We start from the raw sequence: 21,332 nt of genomic DNA, 5'->3' as shown, positions 1-21,332 counted from the left end.
AACATGTCGCTTGACATGCAACCAAATAGTTGCCTATAAGGTCATTAATAGGCAACTAAATGGTTCCGTGTTTGATATGAACGACGATGCGGTTTTTCGAGCTTTGGCGGATGCAAGCCGGCGGCAATTGCTGGACAGGCTGTACGAGCAGAACGGCCAGACGCTCGGCGAACTCTGCCAGGGGCTGGAGATGACGCGCCAAGCGGTGGCGAAGCATCTTGCCATCCTGGAGGAGGCGAACCTCGTGTCCGTGCAATGGCAGGGCCGGGAGAAGCTGCATTTCATCAATCCCGTACCGATCAACCACATTGCCGAACGCTGGATCAACAAATTCGAGCGTCGGCAATTGAGTGCTCTTTCCGCTCTCAAGAAAGCTCTGGAGGGCGATGGCGGCCAATAGCGGTTGCCAGATCACGGTGAACAGCAACCACCCTAACAGGAGGAGAAATGTCATGACCGGAAGCAGTTTTGTTTATGTCACCTATATCCGCACCACGCCCGAGAAGGTCTGGTCGGCTTTGACAACGCCGGAATTCATCAAGAAATATTGGTTCAACATCCTGCACGAGACCGATTGGAAGGTCGGCTCACCATGGAGGATGATTTATCCGGACGGTCGGGTCACCGACACCGGCGAGATCGCGGAATTCGATCCGCCGAAGCGGCTGGCCATCAAATGGCGCAACGAATTCATGCCCGAGTTGAAGGCCGAGGGCTGGTCGCGTTGCGTGATTGATATCGAGCCGGTGGATGACTCGGTAAAACTTACGGTCACCCATACGATGGAACTAGAAGGCGCAAAATTCATCGGCGCCGTCTCTGGCGGTTGGCCGAAAATTCTATCCAACCTCAAATCGCTTCTGGAGACAGGCGAGGTCGTGTTGAAAGAAATCAGGTGAGCATTGCGGGGCGTCTGTGTCGCGCCCCGACCTCCTTGCATCCTCGGACCGCCATCTTACCTTAGCGGTGCCGCTGCTCGACCGGCGGCGATGTTGGAGGATGTTCGATGTGTTCATTGAAATTGCATGCCGCCATTGCCACGTCGCTCCTGGCACTGGCGCCTGTCTCCGCTTCAGCCGAGATTGTCGGCAAGGTTGGGGTGGATTGGACCGGCAACGACATTCTGGTCGACGCCGTGCCTGACCCGGAAGTGTCCGGAGTCACCTGCCATGTCACCTATTTTGACCGCAGCGTGATCGACCGGCTGAAGAATGGCAACTGGTTCGAGGACCCCTCCAACAACTCCATTGCCTGCCGCCAGACCGGGCCGATCGAGATTGGCAACATCAGCCTGTCAGAGAGTGGTGAGGAGGTGTTTCGCGCCGGCTTGTCGCTGATCTGGAAGAAGCTGGTGGTCAACCGAATCTATGACAAGAAAAATGACACGCTGATCTATCTCGTCCATTCGCGCGAATTGACCGACGGTTCGGCGAAAATGGCGATCTCGACCGTTCCGCTGTTCGGTCAAAGCGTCACCTGGAAGAACGGTAAACCCAAATAGGATTACCGGGATACCGCATCTGCAATCGTCAAGGGGTTTGTACCAAAAAAAGTCCTGCCGTTTGGTTACTGAATACCTCCCGGTCGCTTTCGGACTGCACCGTTTTGGTGCAGTTCTAGGGACGAACGTGGAGGCGCTGCTTCCATCTGTTCACGGCCTGCGCGACTGGCGCACCGGCAACACCCCTGCCGACGTCGGTCTTACAAACACAATCGCCCTGAAGCTGCTGCTCCAGGGCGATTTTGGTTTATTGCATTTTCCGGAAATCAGGCTGCCTGCGCCAGCTCGTCTGCGATGACGGTGTCGAGGTTCAGGAAGCAGACCATGGTCTTTTCCAGCGCCACGATACCACGGCAGAAGGCGCGCTGTGCTTCCGGGATGATTTCCGGCGGCGGCTGAAGATCTTCGCTCTTGATGCTCATCATGTCGGAGACCTGCTCGACCAGCAGGCCGACGAGTTTGCCGGCGATATCGGTGACGATGATGGCGGAGCGTTCGGACGGTTCGGTCATCTTCATGCCGAGGCGGCAGGCCATGTCGATGACCGGAATCACCGCGCCGCGCAGGTTGATGAGGCCAAGCACATAGGGCGGCGTATGCGGCATCGGTGTCACGGGCGCCCAACCGCGGATTTCGCGGATGGCCATGATGTCGATGCAGAATTCCTGGTCGCCGAGATGGAAGGAGACGATCTCCAGATAGGCGCCCGATTGTTTGATGGCATTCGTCATGGTCAAGAACTTCCCGTTTGGCGCCGGCGGCAGGCGGCGGTAGTGATTGAAAAAAGGGATCGGCTGGGGCGGCTCGTGGCTGCGGCAGCATCCGGTGGCTTTGGCGTTTGAAAAACGCTTCGCTGCTCCGGCGGGCGTCATGCCCTTCTGAAAGAAGATCGGTCTGCCGCATATTGGGCGGCCGGCGAGTCGGACTTCGCCTCTGTGTTTTTGATGTTGGCGCGGAGTGGTTAGGATTGGTTTAACACCGGCCCTGATTCCGTATCTTTGCGCTTGGTTCGGGCTTGTAGGCCCAAAAACATCTTCTTGAATTGCCTCCTCCACTTCAACCGGCTACACCCACGCAATGATGCCCGCCGCCCATATATCGAGCCGCGGTGGGTGGTGAGGAAAGCAGCGATGAAGACCGTACGGATTGTTGTCTGGATAGCCGTGGTGATTGTGGCCGGGCTGTTGGGCTGGTTGAGCTTTGGGATCACCCGGTCGCCGGACGTCGCGAGTGCAGGCCCATACGGGGTGCCGTTCACGCTGGTTGCGCAGAATGGCCAGCCGATCAGCGACCAGGCACTTCGCGGCAAACCGGCGGCGCTGTTCTTTGGCTATACGCATTGTCCTGATGTCTGCCCGACGACCTTGTTCGAGTTGAACGGCTGGATGCAGAAGGTCGATCCCGACGGAACGAAGCTCAACGCTTATTTCGTCACTGTCGATCCGGAGCGCGATACGCCGGCGATCATGAACCAGTATGTCTCCAACGTATCGAGCCGCATTACCGGCATTTCGGGTGATCCCGACAAGGTGATGGATATGGTCAAGGGCTTCAGGGTCTACGCCAAGAAAGTTCCGCTCGACGAGAAGGACCCGAATGGTGATTATACCATGGACCACACTGCCTCGGTCTTCCTGCTTGATTCTGCCGGTCGTTTCGCGGGCACGATCGCCTATCAGGAAGACCCGGACATGGCGGTCAAGAAACTGGAGAACCTCATCAAAAAGGGATAGGAGCGCCGATGGGGGACGGGGCGAAGGCCAAATCCATCCTGATTGCAGGTGCAGGCCCGGTTGGCCTGACTGCGGCCCTGGAACTTGCTCGCCGCGGCTTTGTCCCACGCATCGTCGATGATGGCCAAGGGCCGGCGCCCCTGGAGGAGAGCCGGGCTCTCGGTATCAATGCCCGGACATTGACGCTGCTTTCGGCCGCTGGTGTTACCGATCATATTGTTGCAGCCGCTCAGCCGATTGCCCATTTCCGCCTCCGTTCCGGAGCGAAGGTTCTTGCCAATGTCGATACGCGGCGGTTGCCGGGCCGTTTTTGTGCTATTCATGGCTTGGCGCAGGGAGCAACCGAGCGGTTGTTGATCGAAGCGCTAGCGGATTACGGCATTTCGCCCGAGTGGCAAACGGCGGTCGAGCCGGAAACAATCGCCGATCCTCTGAAGCCGGAGGTGACGCTGCGGCGCTTGGACAGGACCACGGAAACGGTTCGCCCCGACATCCTCGTCGGGGCTGACGGTGCGCATTCGGCCGTTCGTAAGGCACTTGGCGCCGGTTTTCCCGGCGAGGCGCTGGAGGCTTATTTCTATCTCGCCGATTTTCGGTATGTGAAACCGGTGGATGCGCATTTTGCCGAGATCACACTTTGCGATCCCGGCATGCTCGGACGTTTGCCGGTGTCCGCCGATGTGCTGCGTTACATCTCGACATTGGAGGATTTCGAAAGCCGCATCGTTCATCCCGAGGCGATTGTCGAAAAGACCTGGGTCTCGCAGTTCCGTATCCATTTCCGCCATGTCGAGCCGATGGCCAAGGGCAACGTGTTCCTGGCGGGTGATGCGGCCCATATTCATTCCCCGGCGGGAGCCCGCGGCATGAATCTCGGCATAGAGGATGCCTGCTGGCTCGCCTGGCTCATTGCGGAAGGCCGCGAACAGGAGTATTCGGCGCTCAGAATTCCAGCCGTGAAACAGGTGCTGAAGCAGACCTATGGCCTGACCCGCCTGGTCACGATGAGAAATCCGCTGGCGATTGCCGCGCGCAATCTGTTCGCACCGTTGCTTCTGCGTTTTGGACCGGTGCGGCGCCAGCTGCTTCATAGTATTTCCGGCTATGACACGCCAAGGCCGCCATGGATCGATTGGGCCGAATAAGAATTAAGAGAGACCAAAGACTTGAGTGAAATCCGCCTCTATGTGACGACGACCGAGAAGAAGGCCGAACAGATTCTCGATCTGATGACGCCGGTGTTCGAAGACGAAGAATTGCCGATTGCTACCACCGAGATCGATGAGAAGAAGGATATCTGGGAAGCTTCTATTTATCTCTACGCAGACGACGAAGATGAGGTTCGCGCCCGTTTTGCGAACGTTCTGAAGCCGGCTTTTCCGGAGCTCGTCATCGAAAGGGAAGTCATTCCCGATGTCGATTGGATCGCCAAGTCGCTGGAGGGATTGAAGCCGGTTCGGGCAGGGCGCTTCCTGGTGCACGGCTCGCATGACCGCGACAAGGTGGGGCCTAGCGATATCGCCATCGAGATTGATGCCGGCCAAGCTTTCGGGACGGGTCATCACGGTACGACGGCGGGCTGCCTGGAGACGATCGAAAAAGTGCTCGCCAGCCGGCGGGTGCGCAATGCGCTTGATCTCGGCACCGGCAGCGGCGTGCTGGCGATCGGCGTGCGCAAACTGCGCAATATTCCGGTTCTCGCTACCGATATCGATCCGGTCGCCGTCCGCGTCGCCCGCGAAAACGTCCGTCGCAACGGCATTGCCTCCGGTATCGCTCTGGAGACGGCGCCTGGCTTTCATTCGACAGCTTTTTCCCGCCACGGGCCTTTCGATCTGATCATCGCCAATATTCTTGCTCGGCCACTGATCAGGATGGCGCCGCAACTGGTCGCCCATCTCGCTCCCGGTGGCTCAGTGATTCTTTCCGGCATCCTCGCCGCGCAACGCTGGAAGGTGCTGGCGGCCTACAATGGTGCGAGGATGCGCCATGTGCGCACCATCTGGCGCAACGGCTGGGTCACGATCCATCTCGACCGGCCTTAAGATCCTTCGCCAGGCTCTTTGCCCCTCACCCTTGCCCAACGCGGGGAGAGGGGAGTTTAGTATGCGTTCAAAATGCAAAAGGCGGTGCCGAAGCACCGCCTTGCAGATCGGTATTTGACCGATCTTGCCCGCGAGCGTGTGGAGGAGTGCTCAAGCGGGCTCTACCGTTCTGGATGCGAGCCGGGGAGGGAGGAGGAGTTCCGGACCGCGATCCAATACGAACGCGTAGCTTTGTAACTGTTAGTGGCGACCGCCACGGTTTGCGCCGATTGCCTTCGACGTTTCGACCTCGAGCTGACGAAGCGCGCCGATGGAGTGGCGTACGGTGCGACGCTCGCCTGCCAGCGCCGGGCTAACATATGCGGAGCGAGAGATAGTCATTGTCATAGTCCTTTTCGAGTGGGTTCGCTGTGAACCCCGTTTGATGCGGCCGATATAGCGACTCGCACTCCTGCGTGGCAGGGGGCATGCTTCATGGGAGCTATGCAGTTCATGCATATTATGTGCCGTGATGATGTCACAATCCGCACCGGCTGCTCACGAAATGGGCGAATTCGTTAACGCGCGACTCGCTTCATTTGTGTGTTCCTCGACTGGAGCTCGCTATCGGATCAATAGCGCGTAATCCGGTCCGAAAATCGTTTCGCACTTCACGGGATCATGCTCTAACATGCTGTCAGCACTCAGTTTCGCGGATTCTCGATCAATTTCGGATTAAGCCATGTTCCAGTCTTTCGATGTCACCTCCACCCCGCAATTCGGCCGCGAACGCGTCGCCGGTCTACGCGCAGCCTTCGGCGATCTCGGCATAGATGGCTTCCTGGTACCCCGCGCCGATGAATATCAGGGCGAGTATGTGCCCAAGTGTTCGGAGCGTTTGGCTTGGCTGACGGGATTCACTGGCTCGGCGGGTGTTGCACTTGTGACACAGTCTCAAGCCGTGGTTTTCGTCGATGGCCGCTATGTGACGCAGCTTGCCGAGCAGGTGGACGGATCCGTCTTCACCGGCGGCGATCTGGTCGACGAGCCGCCGCATGTGTGGTTGCCGCGCCATGCGCCTAAAGGTTTCAAACTCGGCATCGATCCGTGGCTGCATACCGGCGCTGAAGTCCGGCGGCTGGAAAAGGCGCTGGCGGAAATCGGAGGCAAGCTCATCTTCCTGCCGCATAACCCGCTCGACAAGCTCTGGAGCGACCGGCCGGCCGAGCCGCTGGGTGCCGTCATCATCCAGGATATCGCGCAAGCCGGTGTGTTAGCCAAAGACAAGCTGGCAACCATGGCGGTCGATCTGAAGGCAAAGAACCTCAAGGCGGCGCTGATCACCGATCCGTCTTCAGTCGCGTGGACCTTCAATATTCGCGGTAACGACGTGCCCCATACGCCGCATCCTCTTGCCCGTGCCATCATCTATGCCGACGGCGAGGCACAGCTTTTCCTTGACAAGCGCAAGACCAAGGTCGAGGCGGAGGCCTATCTGGCGCAGATCTGCACGCAGTTGCCGCCTTCCGATTTCGTCAAGCAACTGGCCATAGCCTCCGCAAATGGCGGGCGCATTTTGGTCGATCCCGATCTAGCCTCCTACGCGCTGACGGATATCATCCGTCGCGAGGGCGGCGAGGTGGTGGAGGGCACCGATCCGGCCCGGCTGCCGCGGGCGTGCAAGAATGCCGCAGAAATCAACGGCTCAGCCGCCGCTCATCTGCAGGACGGCGCCGCCATGGTCGAATTCCTTTATTGGCTGGAAAGCAGCAAGCCTGGCACTATCACGGAAATAGCCGCCGCCCAGCGGTTGGAGGCAAGCCGCGCGCGCGTCGGCCAGAGCATGCAGAACCCGCTGAAGGATATCTCCTTCGACACCATTGCCGGTGCCGGCGAGCATGCGGCGATCATGCACTATCGCGTGACGACGGAGACTGATCGGCTGATTCAAGCCGGCGAGCTGTTTCTGATCGATTCCGGCGCGCAATATATCAATGGCACCACCGACATCACCCGCACGGTGGGAATTGGCGCGGTCTCCGAAGAGCAGAAGCGCCTGTTCACACTAGTGCTGAAGGGCATGATCGCCATCAGCACGGCGCGTTTCCCCAAAGGTTCGCGCGGCTGCGATCTGGACCCGTTGGCGCGCATCGCTCTGTGGAAAGCCGGCGTCGACTTCGCCCATGGCACGGGCCATGGCGTCGGCTCCTACCTTTCCGTGCATGAGGGCCCGCAGCGCATCTCGCGGCTATCGACGCAGGAACTGCTGCCCGGCATGATCCTGTCGAACGAGCCCGGCTACTATCGTCCCGGCCATTTCGGCATTCGCATCGAGAACCTGATCTATATCCGCGATCCGGAAGAGATCGAAGGCGGTGATATGCCGATGCTTGGTTTTGAAACGCTGACGTTCTGCCCGATCGACCGCAGTCTCGTTCTTCCGGAACTGCTGACCCATGATGAGCTGCACTGGCTGAACGACTACCACGCCAAGACCCGGGAGGCGCTGATGCCGTTGATCCACGATCCGGATATTCAGGCCTGGCTGGAGAACGCGACGCTGGAATTGAGCCATTGAAGCAAGTTACCTTCTCCCGACGAGGGAGAAGGTATTGGAGCGGTTCGGCTTTTCACGAATCTTAGAACCGCTCTATCCCGTTGTTTTTTCGAAATTTTCAGGCGGAAAACCGCTGCGTACTTTTCCTGAGATTGCTCTAAATCCCGGCAAAGTGCCGCCATGCCATCACGACGACCCATCCCGTGATCAGCATGACTGTCGGTGAGAAGCGCAGGCCTGCTAGCAGTGCCGCAGCCATCGCCACCTTCGTATCCCAGCCACCGATAAAAAAGGCCGGTGCGACGAGTGTCGTTAACACGGCAGCCGGCACGGCATTCAATGCGGCTTCGACGCGCGGAGGAATGCGCGTCATCTTGGTGATGAGAATGTAGCCGCCGATGCGGGTGAGATATGTCACGACGGCGGCGGCGAAGATCAGCAGGACCATATGCGGGTCGAAATCGGTCATGCTCAGACCTCGTGATTTTCGGTGGCGAGGTCGGGCTTGCGGTTCGACTTGACCGGCGGCAGCGCGGCGGCAAGGGCAACGCCGGCAAGGGCGCCGATGCTGACATGCCAGGGCGAACCGACGTAGCGGTAGGCAATGGCGGAGGCAGCGGTGCTGGCGATGACCACGGGTAGGAAATTGTCACGTTTGCGGAAACCGATGACGATGCCGAGGAAATAGACCGGCAGCAGAATATCAAGGCCGATTGTCCGGGGATCGCCGATCAGGCTGCCAAGCAGACCGCCGACAAAGCTCAGCACCACCCAGGGGATATACACCATCGCTGCAAAACCGAGATACCAGGCAAAGGTGACTGGCTTGCGGCTCTCGCCGCGTTTGACCGTATCGGCAAATTGCGGGTCGACCAGCAGAAAGAAGGTGAAGAATTTTTGGACGGGCGAGAAATGCCTGATGTAACGGGTGATTGCCGCTGAGTAGAGCACATGGCGAAAATTGACGGCCAGGATCGACAGCACGATCAGCCATGCCTGGACGTTGTGGCCGAAAAGATCGATGCCCACCATCTGGCTGGCGCCGGCATAGACCGTGCCGCTCATCAGGGTCAGCTCGCCGAGCGACATGCCCTGGTCGCGCGCCAAGGCGCCAAACAATGCGCCGAAGGGCGCCGCTGCGAGGCCGACGGGAATACCACCCTTCAACCCCTCAAAAAAATCCGCGCGACCCATCTCCCGCTCTGTCCTTTATGGAAAACCTTTCGCCCTGTAAGCTGCGTGTGGAGCGTCGGCAATTCAATTTCCTTGATGGGACAATTGATTTCGTTGATCCAGCCGATTGGATTTGCTCGTAAACGTCGGAGCGCAACACGTGAAAAAGATTAGCTTTTCTAAAGAGGAAAAGGCCGCGATCGTGGCCCGGATTCAGCACTATTTTTCCGACGAACTCGACCAGACGATTGGTGCGCTGCCGGCGGAATTCCTGTTCGATTTCTTCACCAGCGAGATCGGCCCGCATTTCTACAATCAGGGCCTGCGCGACGCCCATGCGGCGCTGATGACGAAGATGGAGGATTTCGGTGAGGCGATCTATCTGTTGGAGAAGGAAGCGGTAAGCCATTCACCGCCGGGTAAGCGGTGACTCAGATCGGCGTGTCGCTCTCGACCATCCTAATCAAACTGTCGACCTCATCCGGAACGCCCTCGGACAAACGAGCCGCCGCAACATAAGGAAGCCAGGCGAGGATAGCCGCACGGCTCCCGCCGTTTGTACCCGCATAGGCATCGAGATAGGCTGCGGCCAGGTCATGGTCATAGTGATGCATGAGAACGTAGCTTCGGCAGACATCGGCAAGGGGGTCTCCGCTGCAGGCGTCAAGCCAATCGACGATGACCGCGCGCTCAAGAGATCCAAGCACATTCCACGGATGAAAATCGCCATGGCAAAGCCTGTCGCCGTCCGGTAGGAGACGAAGCCCGGACAAGAGATGCTGCCGCTGGATCTCCTCTAATTGCGCCGCGCTCTCAATGTTATGAGCCAAGCGCGATTTTATGCTTGGAAGCCTGACGCCGCTATGTTCGTGGATTTTGCGATGCATAGCTACCAGAGCATTGAGATAGACCGACGCCTGCAGCGGCTGCAGGGCAATTGCTTCGCCGAATGTGCCGCCTTCGGCTCGCGTCATGGTCAGGCCCCAGCGGCCCTCGATATCGCCAACGTCCTGCACCCTTGGGGCGTCTACTCCGAGATCCTCGAGGATTGCGAGGATCGCCGCCTCCCGAAAGGCTGAAGTCTTGGATGACTTATATAGCTTCAGGACCAACTGGCCGTTTTCATAGACCTCCGCCTCTTTACCGGTACCAAGGAGGCTTCCTCGTTCCACACAAACCATCGAACTGGCCTCGTTTCGGTTGCTGCCCCGAAGGCATTCTATCGGAAGGACAACGAATGTGGCGGCGCGTCCCGCTACTTTTTGACCTGGAATGTATGTTCCGGGCCTGGGAATGTCCGCGCCGTCACTTCCGCTGCATAGGCTTCCGCCGCCTTGGAAACGGTCGGCGCCAATTCGGCGAAATGCTTCACGAAGCGAGGTTTGAAATCGTTGAAGAGGCCGAGCATATCGTCGGAGACGAGGATCTGGCCGTCGCAGGCCGCTGAAGCGCCGATGCCGACGGTGGGGATGGCAATCGATTGGGTGATCTCGCGGGCGAGTGGCTCGACCGTCCCTTCAACGACAAGGGCGAAGGCACCGGCGTCGGCGATTGCTTTTGCATCTCGCCGAATCTTGTCAGCTTCCTTGTCGGAGCGACCGAGCGAGCGATAACCGCCTGTGGTGTTGATCAGTTGCGGCATCAGTCCAATATGGCCGAAGACCGGCACGCCACGTTGGGTGAGGAAGGCAACCGTCTCGGCCATTTCTTCACCGCCCTCCAGCTTAACGCCGTTGCAGCCGGTTTCTTTCAAAATGCGCGCCGCATTGCGAAAAGCCTGTTCCTTCGATTCCTGATAGGAGCCGAAGGGCAGGTCGACGATGACGCAGGCTTTTTTTGCGCCGCGCATGACGCCCTGACCATGGGCGATCATCATTTCCAATGTTACGCCGACGGTCGATTCCATGCCGTAGAGAACCATGCCGAGGGAATCGCCGACCAGGAGCAGGTCGCAATGCGGGTCGAGAAGACGGGCGATCGGCGTCGTGTAGGCCGTCAGGCTGACGATCGGGCGTGTGCCCTTCATCGCTTCGATCTGGGCGGGGGTGGTGCGCTTGGTTTGTCCAACGGTGCTCATCTCAGGCGGCCTTGTCGCTAACGGTCTGCTTGAGACCAATAACGCGATTGTCCAGCAGGCGGGTGGTGCCGATGCGGACGAAGAGGGCGACGAGGATAGGCTGGCCTTGCAGTCTCGTCAGTGGCTCCAGAGTATCGGGATTGCGGACGGCGACGACTTCGGGCGTTGCCAGCGGCTCCCTGGCAATGAATGAGCCAAGCGCCGCCTCGAACGCCGCTGGATCGTCGGCACCTTCAGCATAGAGCCGTTCAGCCTCGGCCAGCGCCTTCGGCACGATGACGGCTGCGGCGCGTTCTTCTTTCGAGAGATAGACATTGCGCGAGGACAACGCCAAGCCATCAGCATCGCGCACGGTCGGAACCGGGACGATGCGGACTGGCTGAGCCAGATCGTCCACCATGCGGCGGATGATCGCCACCTGCTGATAGTCTTTCTCGCCGAAATAGGCGCTGTCGGGCTGGACGATGTTGAAAAGCTTGGTAACGACCGTGGCGACGCCGGAGAAATGGCCGGGGCGAACCGCGCCCTCCAATTCCATCCCAAGCTTAGGCACATCGACGAGCGTCGCCATCGGCCGCGGATACATGTCGGCCACAGTTGGAGCGAAGAGAAAATCGACTTTGCCATCACGAAGCAAGGCGCTGTCGCGCTCGAGATCGCGCGGATATTTTGCAAGATCCTCGTTGGCGCCAAACTGCAGCGGATTGACGAAGATCGACACGACAACAATGTCGTTTTCAGCCCTGGCGCGGGCAACCAGCTCCAGGTGGCCGGCATGCAGATAGCCCATGGTCGGCACCAGGCCGATGCTTTTGCCGGCCCTGCGGTGGGAAGCAAGATGTTCGCGCAACGCGGCTATCGTGCTGATCGTTTCCATGCTGACACTCCTCCACGGACTGACGCCGCCCAACGCCTCTCCGTCTCCCGCCCCTTTGATTTGGCGGGTCCTTCTAACGTGTGCGGTGCAAAAAGGCAATTCAAGGCGGACATCAACTGGTCCAGTCCATTATATGTTGCGCATATAGCTTAGCGCTTTTCTCAATCTTTTGCTGTTAGCTGCCTGCATGGCGAAGATCATAGCGTTGGCGGCATATTTTTATCAGGCGGCGGTGGCCTTCGGGCTGCTGATCGCGGTCGCGCATTTGCTGTCACCGGCGGATTATGCGGGCTATTCGCTGTTCATCTCCATCAGCCAGTTCGCGGCGATCTTTTGTTTCGAATGGGTGCGTTTCGCCTGCAGCCGCTTCTATCCAGGCCAAGCGCCGGGCAGCGAGGCAGCGGAGCGTACAGCATTGACTGCAGAATTTGCTGCTTGCTCCGTGATCTGCCTTCTGGCTGCGGTTGCATCGACCCTTTTCGCCGTGCCGTCAGAGATCGCTGTACTCGGCGGTCTGGTGGCGATCTTTCAGGGTGGCAGCGACCTGCATCTGACCATGCTGCGTTTTCGACAGGAGTTCCGTGCCTTCTCGCGGCTACAGGGATCGCGGGCCACCATTCTGGCGGTCGGGACTTTGGCCGGCGCGGCGATCATGCCGAATTTCACCTATGCGGTGGCTGGCCTGCTCGTCGGCTATGTCGCCTATGGTGCGCTGGCAATGTTCCTGACCCGCAACAGCCTGCGCGAGGCGGCCGGTATCGAATTGCCGTTGGTGCGAAAACATTTCGTCTATGGCAGTGTCGCGGCCGGCGCGTCGGTGATCGGGCTATTGGCGCCACTGGGGTTGAAGTCGATCCTGACTGCGGCGTTGGGGGCGGGCGGGGCAGCGGGAGCGTTGCTGGCACTCGACCTGCTGCAGAGGCCTTTCGTGCTCATTGTCTCGGCTCTGCAGGCGATCCAGTATCCCGATGTGGTTGCAACTTACGATCGCGAGGGTGCGACACCGGCGTTCAGGCGGCAGCTTGGCGCTTATTATTCGCTGCTTACGGGTTTCACGTTGATGACGGCGGCAGGGATCTTCGCGCTGCTGCAGCCGGTCGGTCATTTCGTCATTGCACAGGGTCTGCGCGATGGTTTTCTGAGTGCGGCCCCTTTCGTCACCGGTCTGTCGGTCTGCCGAGCCTTGACGCTCAATATGCTGCCGACGCCGGCACATCTGCGCCATCGGCTGCTGGCGATCTTTCTGCTGGCGGTGGTGGATTGCGCGCTGCTCAATGCAGGCGCACTTGCGGGCGGTTATCTTGTGTCGTTCAGCGATGGCGCGCTGATGGCGGGCGGTATGGTCGGGGCGCTGATCGCCATGGTGATCGGCGTGAAAGTGCTCAGGGCGCTGCGCTTTGAATTCATCTGGCCGCCGGTTGTGCTTTCCGCGGCCGGGCTTGCCGCACCGGTGTTCGCGACCGTCGGCTTCGATTATTCGCTGTGGATATCGGTCGGTGCTGGCATCGTCGGTGGCGCGGTCTTCTGTCTGCTTGGCCTCCACAGCTATTTCGTCAGGATGTTCCGCCGGCCGGCCGTGTCCTGAATTAGAGACCTTCCAGCATGGTGAGCACGCGGTCGGCGCTGTGGTCCCAGGAGAAACGGGCGACATTCTCTCGGCCCCTTTCGCGCAGGTCCTCGCGCAGCGTTTCGTCGCCAGCTATCCGGCGCATGGCAGCAACCAGTTCATCCTGTTGCGTCGGATCGAAATATAGCGCGGCGGTGCCGGAGGCTTCGCGTACGGCGGGGATGTCGGCGGCAAGCACCGGGCAGCCCTGCGTCATCGCTTCCAGCGGCGGAATGCCGAAACCTTCATAGAGGCTTGGGAAGACGAAAGCGGTAGCGTGGCGCTCGAGCGCTGCGATTTCCGCATCGCTTAGCCGCCCGGGAAAGAGCATGTGATCATTCGATTCGGGGCCATCCGATTTGAACACGGTCGGCGCGGTGCCGCCGACGACCACCAGCTTCTGATCGGGGTCGCCTAGCGCTTCAAAGGCACGGATGGCGAAATCGAGGTTCTTGTTCGGCTTCATGGTGCCGACCAGCAGGAAGAAGCCATTCGTTTTGAGGCCCAGGCGCCGGATGATCGTCTCATCCGGCTCGATGGCGGCGAAATGATCGACGGCGTTGTAGACGACATCGATGCCGTCGGTAGGAACATGGAAGACGGAGGCCAGTTCCTTGCGCGAGAATTCCGACACGGTGCCGATCTTCGCCGTGCGGGTCAGCACCGAGCCGAGCGCGCCGTGTAGCAGGCGATAGCTGCGCTTGAAGGATTGAGGATGACGGAAGATCGTCACGTCATGGATGACCACGGCCTGGCGGCGATGCAGCAGCGGGCCGCTGCCGCCGAAGCCGATCAGCCGGCCACCACGGGAATGGGCAAGCAGCGCCGTCTGCTCCCATACATGGCCAGGACCGGAGCTGAAGGCATCGACCGATATGGCCGAGAGCCCGATATCTACCTGTGTGTCGCGCGGCACGGCCAGCCGCCAGTTGATCCCCTTCAGCGCCGCTGGCACGGCGCCGGAGGCGATCTTGCGGTCGAGCGCCAATGTCAACTCACGGGCGAAGCGCTGCACGCCCGACAAAGGCTGACTGAGGAAACGGCCGTTGATGGTGATCGACTGCACGCGAATTGTCCCAATATCTTCAATACCGGGAACAGCTTGCGTTATTTTCTTTAGGGAAGGTTTAGCTTGATAGGAGGAATTTTAGGCAAGCGCTTCTTTGCTGTCGATGATGCCGACGCCGCGTGTCCGCATTTCGTTGATCGCTGCTTTGACGCCGGCAGGGTCGATGCCGCGGCTAGCGTCCTCGATGAAGCGTACGGTGACGCCCTGCAGCATTTCAATAGCATCCAGAGCCGAGAATTTCACGCAATAATCCGTTGCCAGCCCACAGAGGTCGAGTTGGGTAATGCCCTCGGCCCGCAAATGTGCGGCAAGGCCGGTAAGGGCGGCCTGATCATTGTCGCGGAAGGCGGAATAGCTGTCGACGGCTGGGTTCTGGCCCTTCTGCTGAATGAAGTCGATACCATCGACATTCAGATCAGGATGAAGCATGGCGTCTTCGGTATTTTGGACGCAGTGATCCGGCCACATCATCTGGGGCTTGCCGGAAAGCATGCCCATTTCGAAGGGCTTCTTGCCGGGATGGGATGAGGCGAAGCTGCCGTGGCCGGCGGGATGCCAATCCTGGGAGGCGAGCACCATGTCGTATTTGCCGCTGTCGATCAGCCTGTTGGCGACAGGCACCACCTGATCCCCATCGGGCACTGGCAGATTGCCGCCGGGGCAGAAACCATTCTGGATGTCGATGAGCAGCAGCGCTTTCATGGCTTGTCCTTCCATCTCTGTTGCATTGCAACGATGCCAAGCGTTGTGCTCCGGATCAAGCCTTTTGCGCCCCGCCTTACGGCCAGACGGGGCGCAATGGTTTTCTAAAGGTTACGCAGGCTTGTGGCCCTTGAGGCCGTAGAACGCGATGTAGGCATAGCAGAGGATCGGCATCAGGAAGGCGAGGTGGATGCCGATGGTATCGGCAAGCGTACCCTGGATGACCGGCAAGATGGCGCCGCCGACGATGGCGAGGACGAGGATGCTCGAGCCCTGGCTGGTATATTTGCCGAGACCGTGCAGAGCGAGACTGAAGATCGTCGGGAACATAATGGAGTTGAAAAGGCCGATCGCCAGCACCGACCACATGGCGACATGGCCGGTCGAGAGCACGGTTACCAGCAGCAGAATGGCCGCGATCGCCGCATTGAAGGCAAGCGCCTTGCCATCGTCGATATGGCGCATGACCAGCGAGCCGATGAAGCGTCCGATCATGGCGCCGCCCCAAAAATAGGAGACGTAATGGGCGGCGTCGGCTTCGGACAGTTGGGCGATGTCCGGCTGGCTCAGGAAATTGACGAGGAAGCTGCCGACGCTGACTTCGGCGCCGACATAGAGAAATATCCCGACCGCTCCGAGCACGAGGTGGCGATATTGCAATGCCGATCCGCCGCCGCGCATGGGCTCGATCGTTTCCTCGTCTTCGACCTCCGGCAGTTTCAGTGCGGCGAAAACGGCGGCAAGTATAAGGAAGGCTAAAGCAAGCAGCAGATAGGGGAATTTCACCGCGCCAGCATCGGCAAGCCGCAACGCGTCGAGCTGCTCCGGCGTCGTGTTGGTGGTGGCGATGGTTGCGGCCGAGAGGATCAGCATCGCGCCGAGGAGCGGAGCGAGGGTGGTGCCGAGCGAATTGAAGGCCTGGGTCAGATTCAGGCGGCTTGCGGCGGTGTCCGGAGGGCCAAGCACTGTGACATAGGGGTTGGCCGCGACCTGCAGGACGGTGATGCCGGCAGCGAGCACGAAGAGGGCGCCGAGGAAGAGGGCATAGACGCGGTAGCTGGCGGCCGGGATGAACAGGGCGCAGCCGACGGCGGCGATGACGAGGCCGACGACAATGCCCCATTTATAGCTGATGCGCTTGACCAGCGCGCCCGCTGGCAGCGAGACGATGAAATATGAGCCGAAAAAGCACAGCTGGATCAGCATCGATTGGGTGTAGTTGAGGTGAAAGACGCTCTTTAGATGCGGGACGAGAATGTCGTTCAGACAGGTGATGAAACCCCACATGAAAAAGAGCGAGGTGAGTGCGACGAGCGCGAATTGATAGTTGCCCTGGCCCTGGTGCGTGGAGGCACGACCGCTAGCGGGCGCAGAGCTTGTTGCTATGCCAGCCATTATTTTTATCCTCGAACTCTAATTTTGCCAGGCAAGGGTGGAGTTCCCTTTGGGTGTGCCGAACCGCAGGCTGGCAGCGGCTTGCTGAGAGTGCGCGGGAGGCACTCTAACTCGAATCCGCGCTACCCGATATAGGCGATTGGTCCGAGATTGGTAGCGTGCTAGCAATGCCGATTGTGCAGGGCTGGGGTGTTGAGGGCGGGAAGGTCAAGCAAAACCAGATCATTTCCATTTGCGTTTCCGTAGGTAATTCGGTGTTGGCCTTGCGGCCGAAAGCAGACTGCCAGCACCTAGGCCCGTAACTCGAGAAGCCGACATCATGGACCACCGGTGGACAGTCCATGATCGCCCAAAGTCACAGGCTAGAGGCTAGCGTTGGAATGTGAGGTGGATGGTGCCGCTCGATGCTGTCTCGGCCTTGACTGTACAGCCAGCTTCCAAGCCGCGCAGATCGTCCCACAGGCGTATGCCGCGCCCAAGCAAAATCGGAGTGATAGCAACATGAAGACGATCCACAAGGCCCGCCTTGAGGAAGTCGCGAACAATAGTAGGACCACCGCCAACCCGCACATCTTTGCCGCCCGCCACGGCAACAGCCTGCTGCAGCGCATCAACAGGCGTGGTGTTGAGGAAATGGAAAGTCGTCCCACCGGCCATTTCCAGGGAGGGCCGCGGCTTGTGGGTGAGGACGAAGACCGGAACCCGGAATGGCGGCTCGTCGCCCCACCAACCACGCCAATTCGGATCGTCGGGAAAGTTGTGGAGTCCGAACATGCCAGCGCCCATGATCTCGGCACCCACATTTTCGAAGTACTCCCCCGCGTAATTGTCATCGACGCCTGTGGTCCCAGCCCCGCTGGTATCCTTGAGCACGCGCTCACGGAACGTTCGCGTTGCTGCATATGCGCCGACGAGACGCGGCCAGTCGTCGCCAAACGGGACTTCGGGCGTCTGGTCCGTCGTTGTCGCGAAACCGTCGAGCGAGATCATGAGATCGACACGAACTGCCATTGGAGCTCTCCTTGCGAGTGGCTGCATAACCGCCGCAATCTTAATCTGCCGATTCCGATGAAGCCGCCCCTTTGTTCCGAGATGATTGCGCCCCTTGATTCCGGGATGATCTCGCCCCCTGTTTAGTGGGGTCTGCAGGCGATGATTGTTGTCAGTCCATTTAGGCGGGGTGTCAAGCTTTTCGGGGCAGGTTTCGGCGTAGGCTATCGCCGCTCAATTCGATGCGATGGGCGTTGTGAACGAGGCGATCCAGGATGGCATCAGCATAAGTCGGGTTTCCTATGACGTCGTGCCATGCCGACACCGGAAGTTGGCTGGTAATGATGGTTGATCTGCGGCCGTAGCGATCTTCCAGGATTTCGAGGAGGTCGTGCCGGGCCTGTTCGTTGAGCGGTTCGAGACCCCAGTCGTCGAGGATCAGGACTTGAACATGGCCCAGGGTACGTTGCAGCCGAGCATACCTGCCGTCGCCGCGAGCAAGTGCGAGCTGAGCAAACAGTCGTGGGACACGCTGATAGAGAACGGAACGATCGTCACGGCAAGCCTTGTGGCCGAGAGCGCAGGCTAACCAGCTTTTTCCGACACCCGAGGGTCCGCAAATGGCCAGATTGTCATGAGCGTTGATCCAGTCGCCGCCGAGCAGCTTCATGAAGAGCGCGCGATCAAGGCCGCGCTCGCTGCGGTAGTCGACATCTTCCGGGGTGGCCTGGTGGCGAAGCTTGGCAAACCTGAGGCGTGCGGCAAGCTTACGATCGTAGCGGGAACTCCACTCCCGTTCGAGCAGCAGTCCTAGCCACTCGGCATGCGAGAGATGTTCGGCTTCGCCGTTGGTGACGAGCTCCCCGAAGGCCTTTGCCATGCCGGCCAGGCCCATGGAATTGAGTTTGTCGAGTGTTGGATGGGCAAGCATTCTTTGTTCTCCTTAGTGGTAATAGCGAGGTCCACGGATGTTTTCGTGTTGGATAGGCTCATGCGAAGGTGGTCCATTGGTGGAGGCGGCTCGATCGAGATGATTGTCGAGGATGGAGCGCACCGAACCGTAGGTCCGGGCCCCGATCTCAAGCGCACGGCTGCAAGCAGCGTTCACTCTGTCGCGGCCAAAGCTTTTGTTCAGGCGGATAATTCCCATGCAGGCTCGAAAGCCCTGCTCCGGGTGCGGCCTGTCGGCGAGGATCTTCTCACACAGCAATGCAACCTCCGGCCCGATGGAAGAGGCCTCGCGTTGAATGCGTTCGATCGTCCAGTCGGCAAAGCGGCGGTGGGCCGAGGGCATGTGATCGGGGATTGTGGTGTGCTTGCCGTTACCGCTGGAGCGGCGATGAGCGGCTATTCGCTCGCCTTTGTGGAATATCTCGATCGTATTGGCGGTGATGCGCGCCTCGACTTGCTCGCGAGCAAAGCGATAGGGAACGGAGTAATAATGCCGCTCGATCTCGACGTGGTAATCCAATCCAGCACGCCGGATACGCCATTCCGCAAAGACATAGCGTTCAACGGGCAATGGCCTTAAAGCGGGCCGGTCGAGCTCTTCGAACAATTGGCGGCGCGTGACGCCAACCCGGCGAAGGACACGCCTGTCGTTCAAATCATATAGCAAGTCGGCAATCGCCGCATTGACTTCGGCCAGACTGTAGAAGGTGCGATGGCGGAGGCGGCCCAGCAGCCAACGCTCGACGATACGAACCGCAGCCTCGACTTTCGCCTTGTCGCGGGGGCGTCTCGGCCTCGTCGGCAGGACGGCGCTGCCATAATGCGCTGCCATCGCGCAATACGTCCGGTTGACCTGGGGATCGAAGTGGCACGCCTTGATGATCGCCACCTTGGCATTGTCGGGAACCAGCAACGCCGGCGCACCGCCGAAGAACTCCAGCGCCTGAACATGGCATTCGACCCAGTCCGGAAGCGTCTCGGTCCAGCGCGCCTGCGCGAACGAAAGACTGGATGCCCCCAGGACAGCGACAAATAAATGGGCCTGCCGTGTTTTGCCCGACAGCCGATCAACGACAACAGTGACCGTGTCGCCGGCGTAGTCGACGAACAATTTGTCGCCCGCCATATGATCCTGCCGCATCGTCACCGGCAGCTTCAACGCCCAGCCGCGATAGAGGTCACAATATCGGCTGTAGCGGTAACCATCGGGATAACGGCTTATGTATTCGTCCCAGAGAATTTGCAGCGTCACGTGCTTGCGCTTGAGCTCGCGATGGACTTGCACCCAGTCAGGCTCCGGTGCGCGACGATGACCCGTCTTCGTCCCAGCCGCACGGTAGAGCGCCGCCTCCAGGACGGCATCACTCACGTCATCATCCAACGGCCACGAAAGCCCCGCAGCCGCCGCCCGTCGCAGCGTCTCGCGCACCGTCGAGGCTGCTGCTCCGACCCGAACCGCAATCGATTTGTGGCCCAGCCCTTGCTCGGACCGATATCTCAGTATCTCGCGGACACGCCGCATCTCCAGTCTCTCCGCAGGCATCCCGTTCCTTCCTTGTCATCATTGACGGAAGGAACTTCACACCGGCAGAACACCCTTGCCACATCCCTCCGTAGGGGGCGGCATCATCTCGGAACAAGGGGGCGACTAATTCTCGGAATTGGGGGGCGACATCATTTCGGAATCAGGGGGCGGATTGCCTCGGAATTTGCACTTAATCGAGCTAAATACTAAGGCAAGTGCCTTATTATTGTTGACCCGCGCCCCAACTCGTTTTAATAGGTCACATGCCTTACCATTCGACCCCCCTCGACCTTGCTTTTCATGCACTCAGCGACCCGACTCGCCGCGCGGTGGTATCGCGGCTCGCCGAGGGCGAGGTGCCGGTGAGCGTCCTGGCCGAGCCTTTCGACATGGCGCTGCCCTCCTTCGCCCAGCATCTCAAGGTGCTGGAAGATTGCGGGCTGATCGCCAGCGAGAAGCGCGGGCGAAGCCGCTGGTGCCGGCTGGTGCAGGCGCGCTTCGATGAGGCGGCGGATTGGATGATCGCGGAGCGCCGGCGCTGGAACGAGCGGTTGGATCGGCTGGGAGCCTACCTGGACAAGACGCAAGAGGATGATGAAGGACATGGCAAACCTGTTTGAGACCTGGTCGCTCGATCGCGAAATCGTGCTGGTCAAGCTGCTGAGCCACCCACGCGATAAGGTCTTTGCCGCCTGGATGGACCCCAAGGCACTGGCCCAATGGTACGGTCCAGCCAGCCTTAAAATCGAGAGCCACGAGGCCGATATCCGCGAGGGTGGGGTCTGGCGGTTCGACATGGTGGGCGTGTTCGAGGGCAAGGAGCAGCGCTTCCCGAACCTCATGCGCTTTCTGGAGATCGTGCCGAACGAGCGGATCGTGATGGACCATGGCACGCCCGACCCCAACGACCCCGACCGTTTCCGCACCACGGTGACCTTCGATGAGCAGGCCGACGGCAAGACGGTGCTGACCATGCGCCAGCTCCACCCCAGCCGCGAGCGGCGTCAGGTGGTCATCGGCTTCGGCGCAGTCGAATACGGGCTTCAGACACTGGATGGCCTCGCTGCCTGGCTGGACGGCTGAGCGCTTGGCCAATCAGCCGCGCGCACCAGTTAGCGATGGCCGACGTGGCGTACAGATCGAGCTGCGCTT

The 21,332-nt window shown here is 59.7% G+C and carries 24 protein-coding genes; 11 read left to right on the top strand and 13 right to left on the bottom strand.

Annotated features, from left to right (window positions below; all coding sequences use genetic code 11):
- Nucleotides 1-76 precede the first annotated feature (76 nt).
- The 3 genes from CCGE525_RS12795 to CCGE525_RS12785 all read left to right on the top strand — a co-directional run bounded on the left by CCGE525_RS12795 (nucleotide 77) and on the right by CCGE525_RS12785 (nucleotide 1,501).
- Nucleotides 77-400, top strand: coding sequence for an ArsR/SmtB family transcription factor (locus CCGE525_RS12795; protein ID WP_120704591.1), 324 nt, complete (start codon nucleotides 77-79; stop codon nucleotides 398-400).
- A 52-nt stretch (nucleotides 401-452) separates the two neighbouring features.
- A complete protein-coding gene (locus tag CCGE525_RS12790; protein WP_120704590.1) occupies nucleotides 453-899 on the top strand; it encodes an SRPBCC family protein in 447 nt (148 codons plus the stop codon).
- 107 nt (nucleotides 900-1,006) lie between these two features.
- A complete protein-coding gene (locus CCGE525_RS12785; protein ID WP_120704589.1) occupies nucleotides 1,007-1,501 on the top strand; it encodes a CreA family protein in 495 nt (164 codons plus the stop codon).
- Between the two features lie 266 nt (nucleotides 1,502-1,767).
- Here CCGE525_RS12785 and CCGE525_RS12780 read toward each other — a convergent pair whose 3' ends face one another.
- The gene (locus CCGE525_RS12780; RefSeq protein WP_028752375.1) at nucleotides 1,768-2,232 is read right to left on the bottom strand and encodes a chemotaxis protein CheW; all 465 of its coding nucleotides are present in this window, start codon (nucleotides 2,230-2,232) and stop codon (nucleotides 1,768-1,770) included.
- Between the two features lie 399 nt (nucleotides 2,233-2,631).
- On the opposite strand from CCGE525_RS12780, the gene CCGE525_RS12775 reads away from it, so the two are divergent.
- From CCGE525_RS12775 to CCGE525_RS12765, 3 genes are read left to right on the top strand one after another with little or no spacing between them, the layout of a single operon-like run.
- Nucleotides 2,632-3,234, top strand: coding sequence for an SCO family protein (locus CCGE525_RS12775; protein WP_120704588.1), 603 nt, complete (start codon nucleotides 2,632-2,634; stop codon nucleotides 3,232-3,234).
- 8 nt (nucleotides 3,235-3,242) lie between these two features.
- The gene (locus tag CCGE525_RS12770; protein WP_120704587.1) at nucleotides 3,243-4,379 is read left to right on the top strand and encodes an FAD-dependent oxidoreductase; all 1,137 of its coding nucleotides are present in this window, start codon (nucleotides 3,243-3,245) and stop codon (nucleotides 4,377-4,379) included.
- 21 nt (nucleotides 4,380-4,400) lie between these two features.
- Nucleotides 4,401-5,279, top strand: a complete 879-nt coding sequence (locus tag CCGE525_RS12765; protein ID WP_120704586.1) for a 50S ribosomal protein L11 methyltransferase — start codon at nucleotides 4,401-4,403, stop codon at nucleotides 5,277-5,279.
- Nucleotides 5,280-5,519: 240 nt separating this feature from the next.
- Here the strand turns inward: CCGE525_RS12765 and CCGE525_RS38285 are convergent, their stop codons facing one another.
- A complete protein-coding gene (locus CCGE525_RS38285; RefSeq protein WP_162950096.1) occupies nucleotides 5,520-5,660 on the bottom strand; it encodes a hypothetical protein in 141 nt (46 codons plus the stop codon).
- 340 nt (nucleotides 5,661-6,000) lie between these two features.
- On the opposite strand from CCGE525_RS38285, the gene CCGE525_RS12760 reads away from it, so the two are divergent.
- Nucleotides 6,001-7,836, top strand: a complete 1,836-nt coding sequence (locus CCGE525_RS12760) for an aminopeptidase P family protein (protein ID WP_120704585.1) — start codon at nucleotides 6,001-6,003, stop codon at nucleotides 7,834-7,836.
- A gap of 136 nt (nucleotides 7,837-7,972) precedes the next feature.
- Here CCGE525_RS12760 and CCGE525_RS12755 read toward each other — a convergent pair whose 3' ends face one another.
- The gene (locus CCGE525_RS12755) at nucleotides 7,973-8,284 is read right to left on the bottom strand and encodes an AzlD family protein (RefSeq protein WP_120704584.1); all 312 of its coding nucleotides are present in this window, start codon (nucleotides 8,282-8,284) and stop codon (nucleotides 7,973-7,975) included.
- Nucleotides 8,285-8,286: 2 nt separating this feature from the next.
- The gene (locus CCGE525_RS12750; protein WP_120704583.1) at nucleotides 8,287-9,009 is read right to left on the bottom strand and encodes an AzlC family ABC transporter permease; all 723 of its coding nucleotides are present in this window, start codon (nucleotides 9,007-9,009) and stop codon (nucleotides 8,287-8,289) included.
- A 139-nt stretch (nucleotides 9,010-9,148) separates the two neighbouring features.
- Between CCGE525_RS12750 and CCGE525_RS12745 the strand changes: the two genes are divergently transcribed.
- The gene (locus tag CCGE525_RS12745) at nucleotides 9,149-9,418 is read left to right on the top strand and encodes a DUF2164 domain-containing protein (RefSeq protein WP_120704582.1); all 270 of its coding nucleotides are present in this window, start codon (nucleotides 9,149-9,151) and stop codon (nucleotides 9,416-9,418) included.
- Between the two features lies 1 nt (nucleotide 9,419).
- Here the strand turns inward: CCGE525_RS12745 and CCGE525_RS12740 are convergent, their stop codons facing one another.
- The 3 genes from CCGE525_RS12740 to panC form a co-directional block, all read right to left on the bottom strand.
- On the bottom strand, nucleotides 9,420-10,160 hold the full coding sequence (locus CCGE525_RS12740; protein ID WP_245472012.1) for a phosphotransferase family protein: 741 nt from the start codon (nucleotides 10,158-10,160) through the stop codon (nucleotides 9,420-9,422).
- Between the two features lie 83 nt (nucleotides 10,161-10,243).
- Nucleotides 10,244-11,065, bottom strand: a complete 822-nt coding sequence (gene panB / locus CCGE525_RS12735; RefSeq protein ID WP_120704580.1) for a 3-methyl-2-oxobutanoate hydroxymethyltransferase — start codon at nucleotides 11,063-11,065, stop codon at nucleotides 10,244-10,246.
- 1 nt (nucleotide 11,066) lies between these two features.
- The gene (panC, locus tag CCGE525_RS12730; RefSeq protein ID WP_120704579.1) at nucleotides 11,067-11,942 is read right to left on the bottom strand and encodes a pantoate--beta-alanine ligase; all 876 of its coding nucleotides are present in this window, start codon (nucleotides 11,940-11,942) and stop codon (nucleotides 11,067-11,069) included.
- Nucleotides 11,943-12,129: 187 nt separating this feature from the next.
- On the opposite strand from panC, the gene CCGE525_RS12725 reads away from it, so the two are divergent.
- Nucleotides 12,130-13,527: a hypothetical protein gene (locus tag CCGE525_RS12725; protein WP_120704578.1), complete on the top strand. Its 1,398-nt coding sequence runs from the start codon at nucleotides 12,130-12,132 to the stop codon at nucleotides 13,525-13,527.
- A 1-nt stretch (nucleotide 13,528) separates the two neighbouring features.
- Here CCGE525_RS12725 and CCGE525_RS12720 read toward each other — a convergent pair whose 3' ends face one another.
- The 6 genes from CCGE525_RS12720 to istA all read right to left on the bottom strand — a co-directional run bounded on the left by CCGE525_RS12720 (nucleotide 13,529) and on the right by istA (nucleotide 20,177).
- Entirely contained in the window at nucleotides 13,529-14,614 is a 1,086-nt protein-coding gene (locus tag CCGE525_RS12720) for a glycosyltransferase family 4 protein (protein WP_120704577.1), read from the bottom strand.
- Nucleotides 14,615-14,695: 81 nt separating this feature from the next.
- Complete coding sequence (gene pncA / locus CCGE525_RS12715) at nucleotides 14,696-15,319, bottom strand: bifunctional nicotinamidase/pyrazinamidase (RefSeq protein ID WP_120704576.1); 624 nt, start codon at nucleotides 15,317-15,319, stop codon at nucleotides 14,696-14,698.
- A 111-nt stretch (nucleotides 15,320-15,430) separates the two neighbouring features.
- Nucleotides 15,431-16,714: an L-fucose:H+ symporter permease gene (gene fucP / locus CCGE525_RS12710; RefSeq protein WP_120704575.1), complete on the bottom strand. Its 1,284-nt coding sequence runs from the start codon at nucleotides 16,712-16,714 to the stop codon at nucleotides 15,431-15,433.
- 369 nt (nucleotides 16,715-17,083) lie between these two features.
- Nucleotides 17,084-17,725, bottom strand: a complete 642-nt coding sequence (locus CCGE525_RS12705) for a dihydrofolate reductase family protein (protein ID WP_120704574.1) — start codon at nucleotides 17,723-17,725, stop codon at nucleotides 17,084-17,086.
- Nucleotides 17,726-17,897: 172 nt separating this feature from the next.
- Nucleotides 17,898-18,635, bottom strand: a complete 738-nt coding sequence (istB, locus tag CCGE525_RS12700; RefSeq protein ID WP_120702904.1) for an IS21-like element helper ATPase IstB — start codon at nucleotides 18,633-18,635, stop codon at nucleotides 17,898-17,900.
- Nucleotides 18,636-18,647: 12 nt separating this feature from the next.
- Entirely contained in the window at nucleotides 18,648-20,177 is a 1,530-nt protein-coding gene (istA, locus tag CCGE525_RS12695; RefSeq protein WP_120703235.1) for an IS21 family transposase, read from the bottom strand.
- Nucleotides 20,178-20,443: 266 nt separating this feature from the next.
- Between istA and CCGE525_RS12690 the strand changes: the two genes are divergently transcribed.
- On the top strand, nucleotides 20,444-20,800 hold the full coding sequence (locus CCGE525_RS12690; protein WP_120704573.1) for an ArsR/SmtB family transcription factor: 357 nt from the start codon (nucleotides 20,444-20,446) through the stop codon (nucleotides 20,798-20,800).
- Nucleotides 20,775-21,263 (top strand): SRPBCC family protein, encoded by a 489-nt coding sequence (locus CCGE525_RS12685; protein WP_205587466.1) that lies wholly within the window; start codon nucleotides 20,775-20,777, stop codon nucleotides 21,261-21,263. Before CCGE525_RS12690 ends, CCGE525_RS12685 begins: the two co-directional genes overlap by 26 nt.
- Nucleotides 21,264-21,332: the final 69 nt, after the last annotated feature.

This window comes from Rhizobium jaguaris, assembly GCF_003627755.1.
GTDB lineage: Bacteria > Pseudomonadota > Alphaproteobacteria > Rhizobiales > Rhizobiaceae > Rhizobium > Rhizobium jaguaris.
This window is presented reverse-complemented; position numbering and strand designations above follow the sequence as displayed.

Excerpts from the sequence above, each read along its gene's own strand:
- CCGE525_RS12795 (WP_120704591.1), top strand. The coding sequence starts at position 77 with ATGAACGACGATGCGGTTTTTCGAGCTTTGGCGGATGCAAGCCGGCGG.
- CCGE525_RS12790 (WP_120704590.1), top strand. The coding sequence starts at position 453 with ATGACCGGAAGCAGTTTTGTTTATGTCACCTATATCCGCACCACGCCC.
- CCGE525_RS12785 (WP_120704589.1), top strand. The coding sequence starts at position 1,007 with ATGTGTTCATTGAAATTGCATGCCGCCATTGCCACGTCGCTCCTGGCA.
- CCGE525_RS12780 (WP_028752375.1), bottom strand. The coding sequence starts at position 2,232 with ATGACGAATGCCATCAAACAATCGGGCGCCTATCTGGAGATCGTCTCC.
- CCGE525_RS12775 (WP_120704588.1), top strand. The coding sequence starts at position 2,632 with ATGAAGACCGTACGGATTGTTGTCTGGATAGCCGTGGTGATTGTGGCC.
- CCGE525_RS12770 (WP_120704587.1), top strand. The coding sequence starts at position 3,243 with ATGGGGGACGGGGCGAAGGCCAAATCCATCCTGATTGCAGGTGCAGGC.
- CCGE525_RS38285 (WP_162950096.1), bottom strand. The coding sequence starts at position 5,660 with ATGACTATCTCTCGCTCCGCATATGTTAGCCCGGCGCTGGCAGGCGAG.
- CCGE525_RS12760 (WP_120704585.1), top strand. The coding sequence starts at position 6,001 with ATGTTCCAGTCTTTCGATGTCACCTCCACCCCGCAATTCGGCCGCGAA.
- CCGE525_RS12755 (WP_120704584.1), bottom strand. The coding sequence starts at position 8,284 with ATGACCGATTTCGACCCGCATATGGTCCTGCTGATCTTCGCCGCCGCC.
- CCGE525_RS12750 (WP_120704583.1), bottom strand. The coding sequence starts at position 9,009 with ATGGGTCGCGCGGATTTTTTTGAGGGGTTGAAGGGTGGTATTCCCGTC.
- panB (WP_120704580.1), bottom strand. The coding sequence starts at position 11,065 with ATGAGCACCGTTGGACAAACCAAGCGCACCACCCCCGCCCAGATCGAA.
- panC (WP_120704579.1), bottom strand. The coding sequence starts at position 11,942 with ATGGAAACGATCAGCACGATAGCCGCGTTGCGCGAACATCTTGCTTCC.
- CCGE525_RS12725 (WP_120704578.1), top strand. The coding sequence starts at position 12,130 with ATGGCGAAGATCATAGCGTTGGCGGCATATTTTTATCAGGCGGCGGTG.
- pncA (WP_120704576.1), bottom strand. The coding sequence starts at position 15,319 with ATGAAAGCGCTGCTGCTCATCGACATCCAGAATGGTTTCTGCCCCGGC.
- fucP (WP_120704575.1), bottom strand. The coding sequence starts at position 16,714 with ATGGCTGGCATAGCAACAAGCTCTGCGCCCGCTAGCGGTCGTGCCTCC.
- CCGE525_RS12705 (WP_120704574.1), bottom strand. The coding sequence starts at position 17,725 with ATGGCAGTTCGTGTCGATCTCATGATCTCGCTCGACGGTTTCGCGACA.
- istB (WP_120702904.1), bottom strand. The coding sequence starts at position 18,635 with ATGCTTGCCCATCCAACACTCGACAAACTCAATTCCATGGGCCTGGCC.
- istA (WP_120703235.1), bottom strand. The coding sequence starts at position 20,177 with ATGCGGCGTGTCCGCGAGATACTGAGATATCGGTCCGAGCAAGGGCTG.
- CCGE525_RS12690 (WP_120704573.1), top strand. The coding sequence starts at position 20,444 with ATGCCTTACCATTCGACCCCCCTCGACCTTGCTTTTCATGCACTCAGC.
- CCGE525_RS12685 (WP_205587466.1), top strand. The coding sequence starts at position 20,775 with ATGAAGGACATGGCAAACCTGTTTGAGACCTGGTCGCTCGATCGCGAA.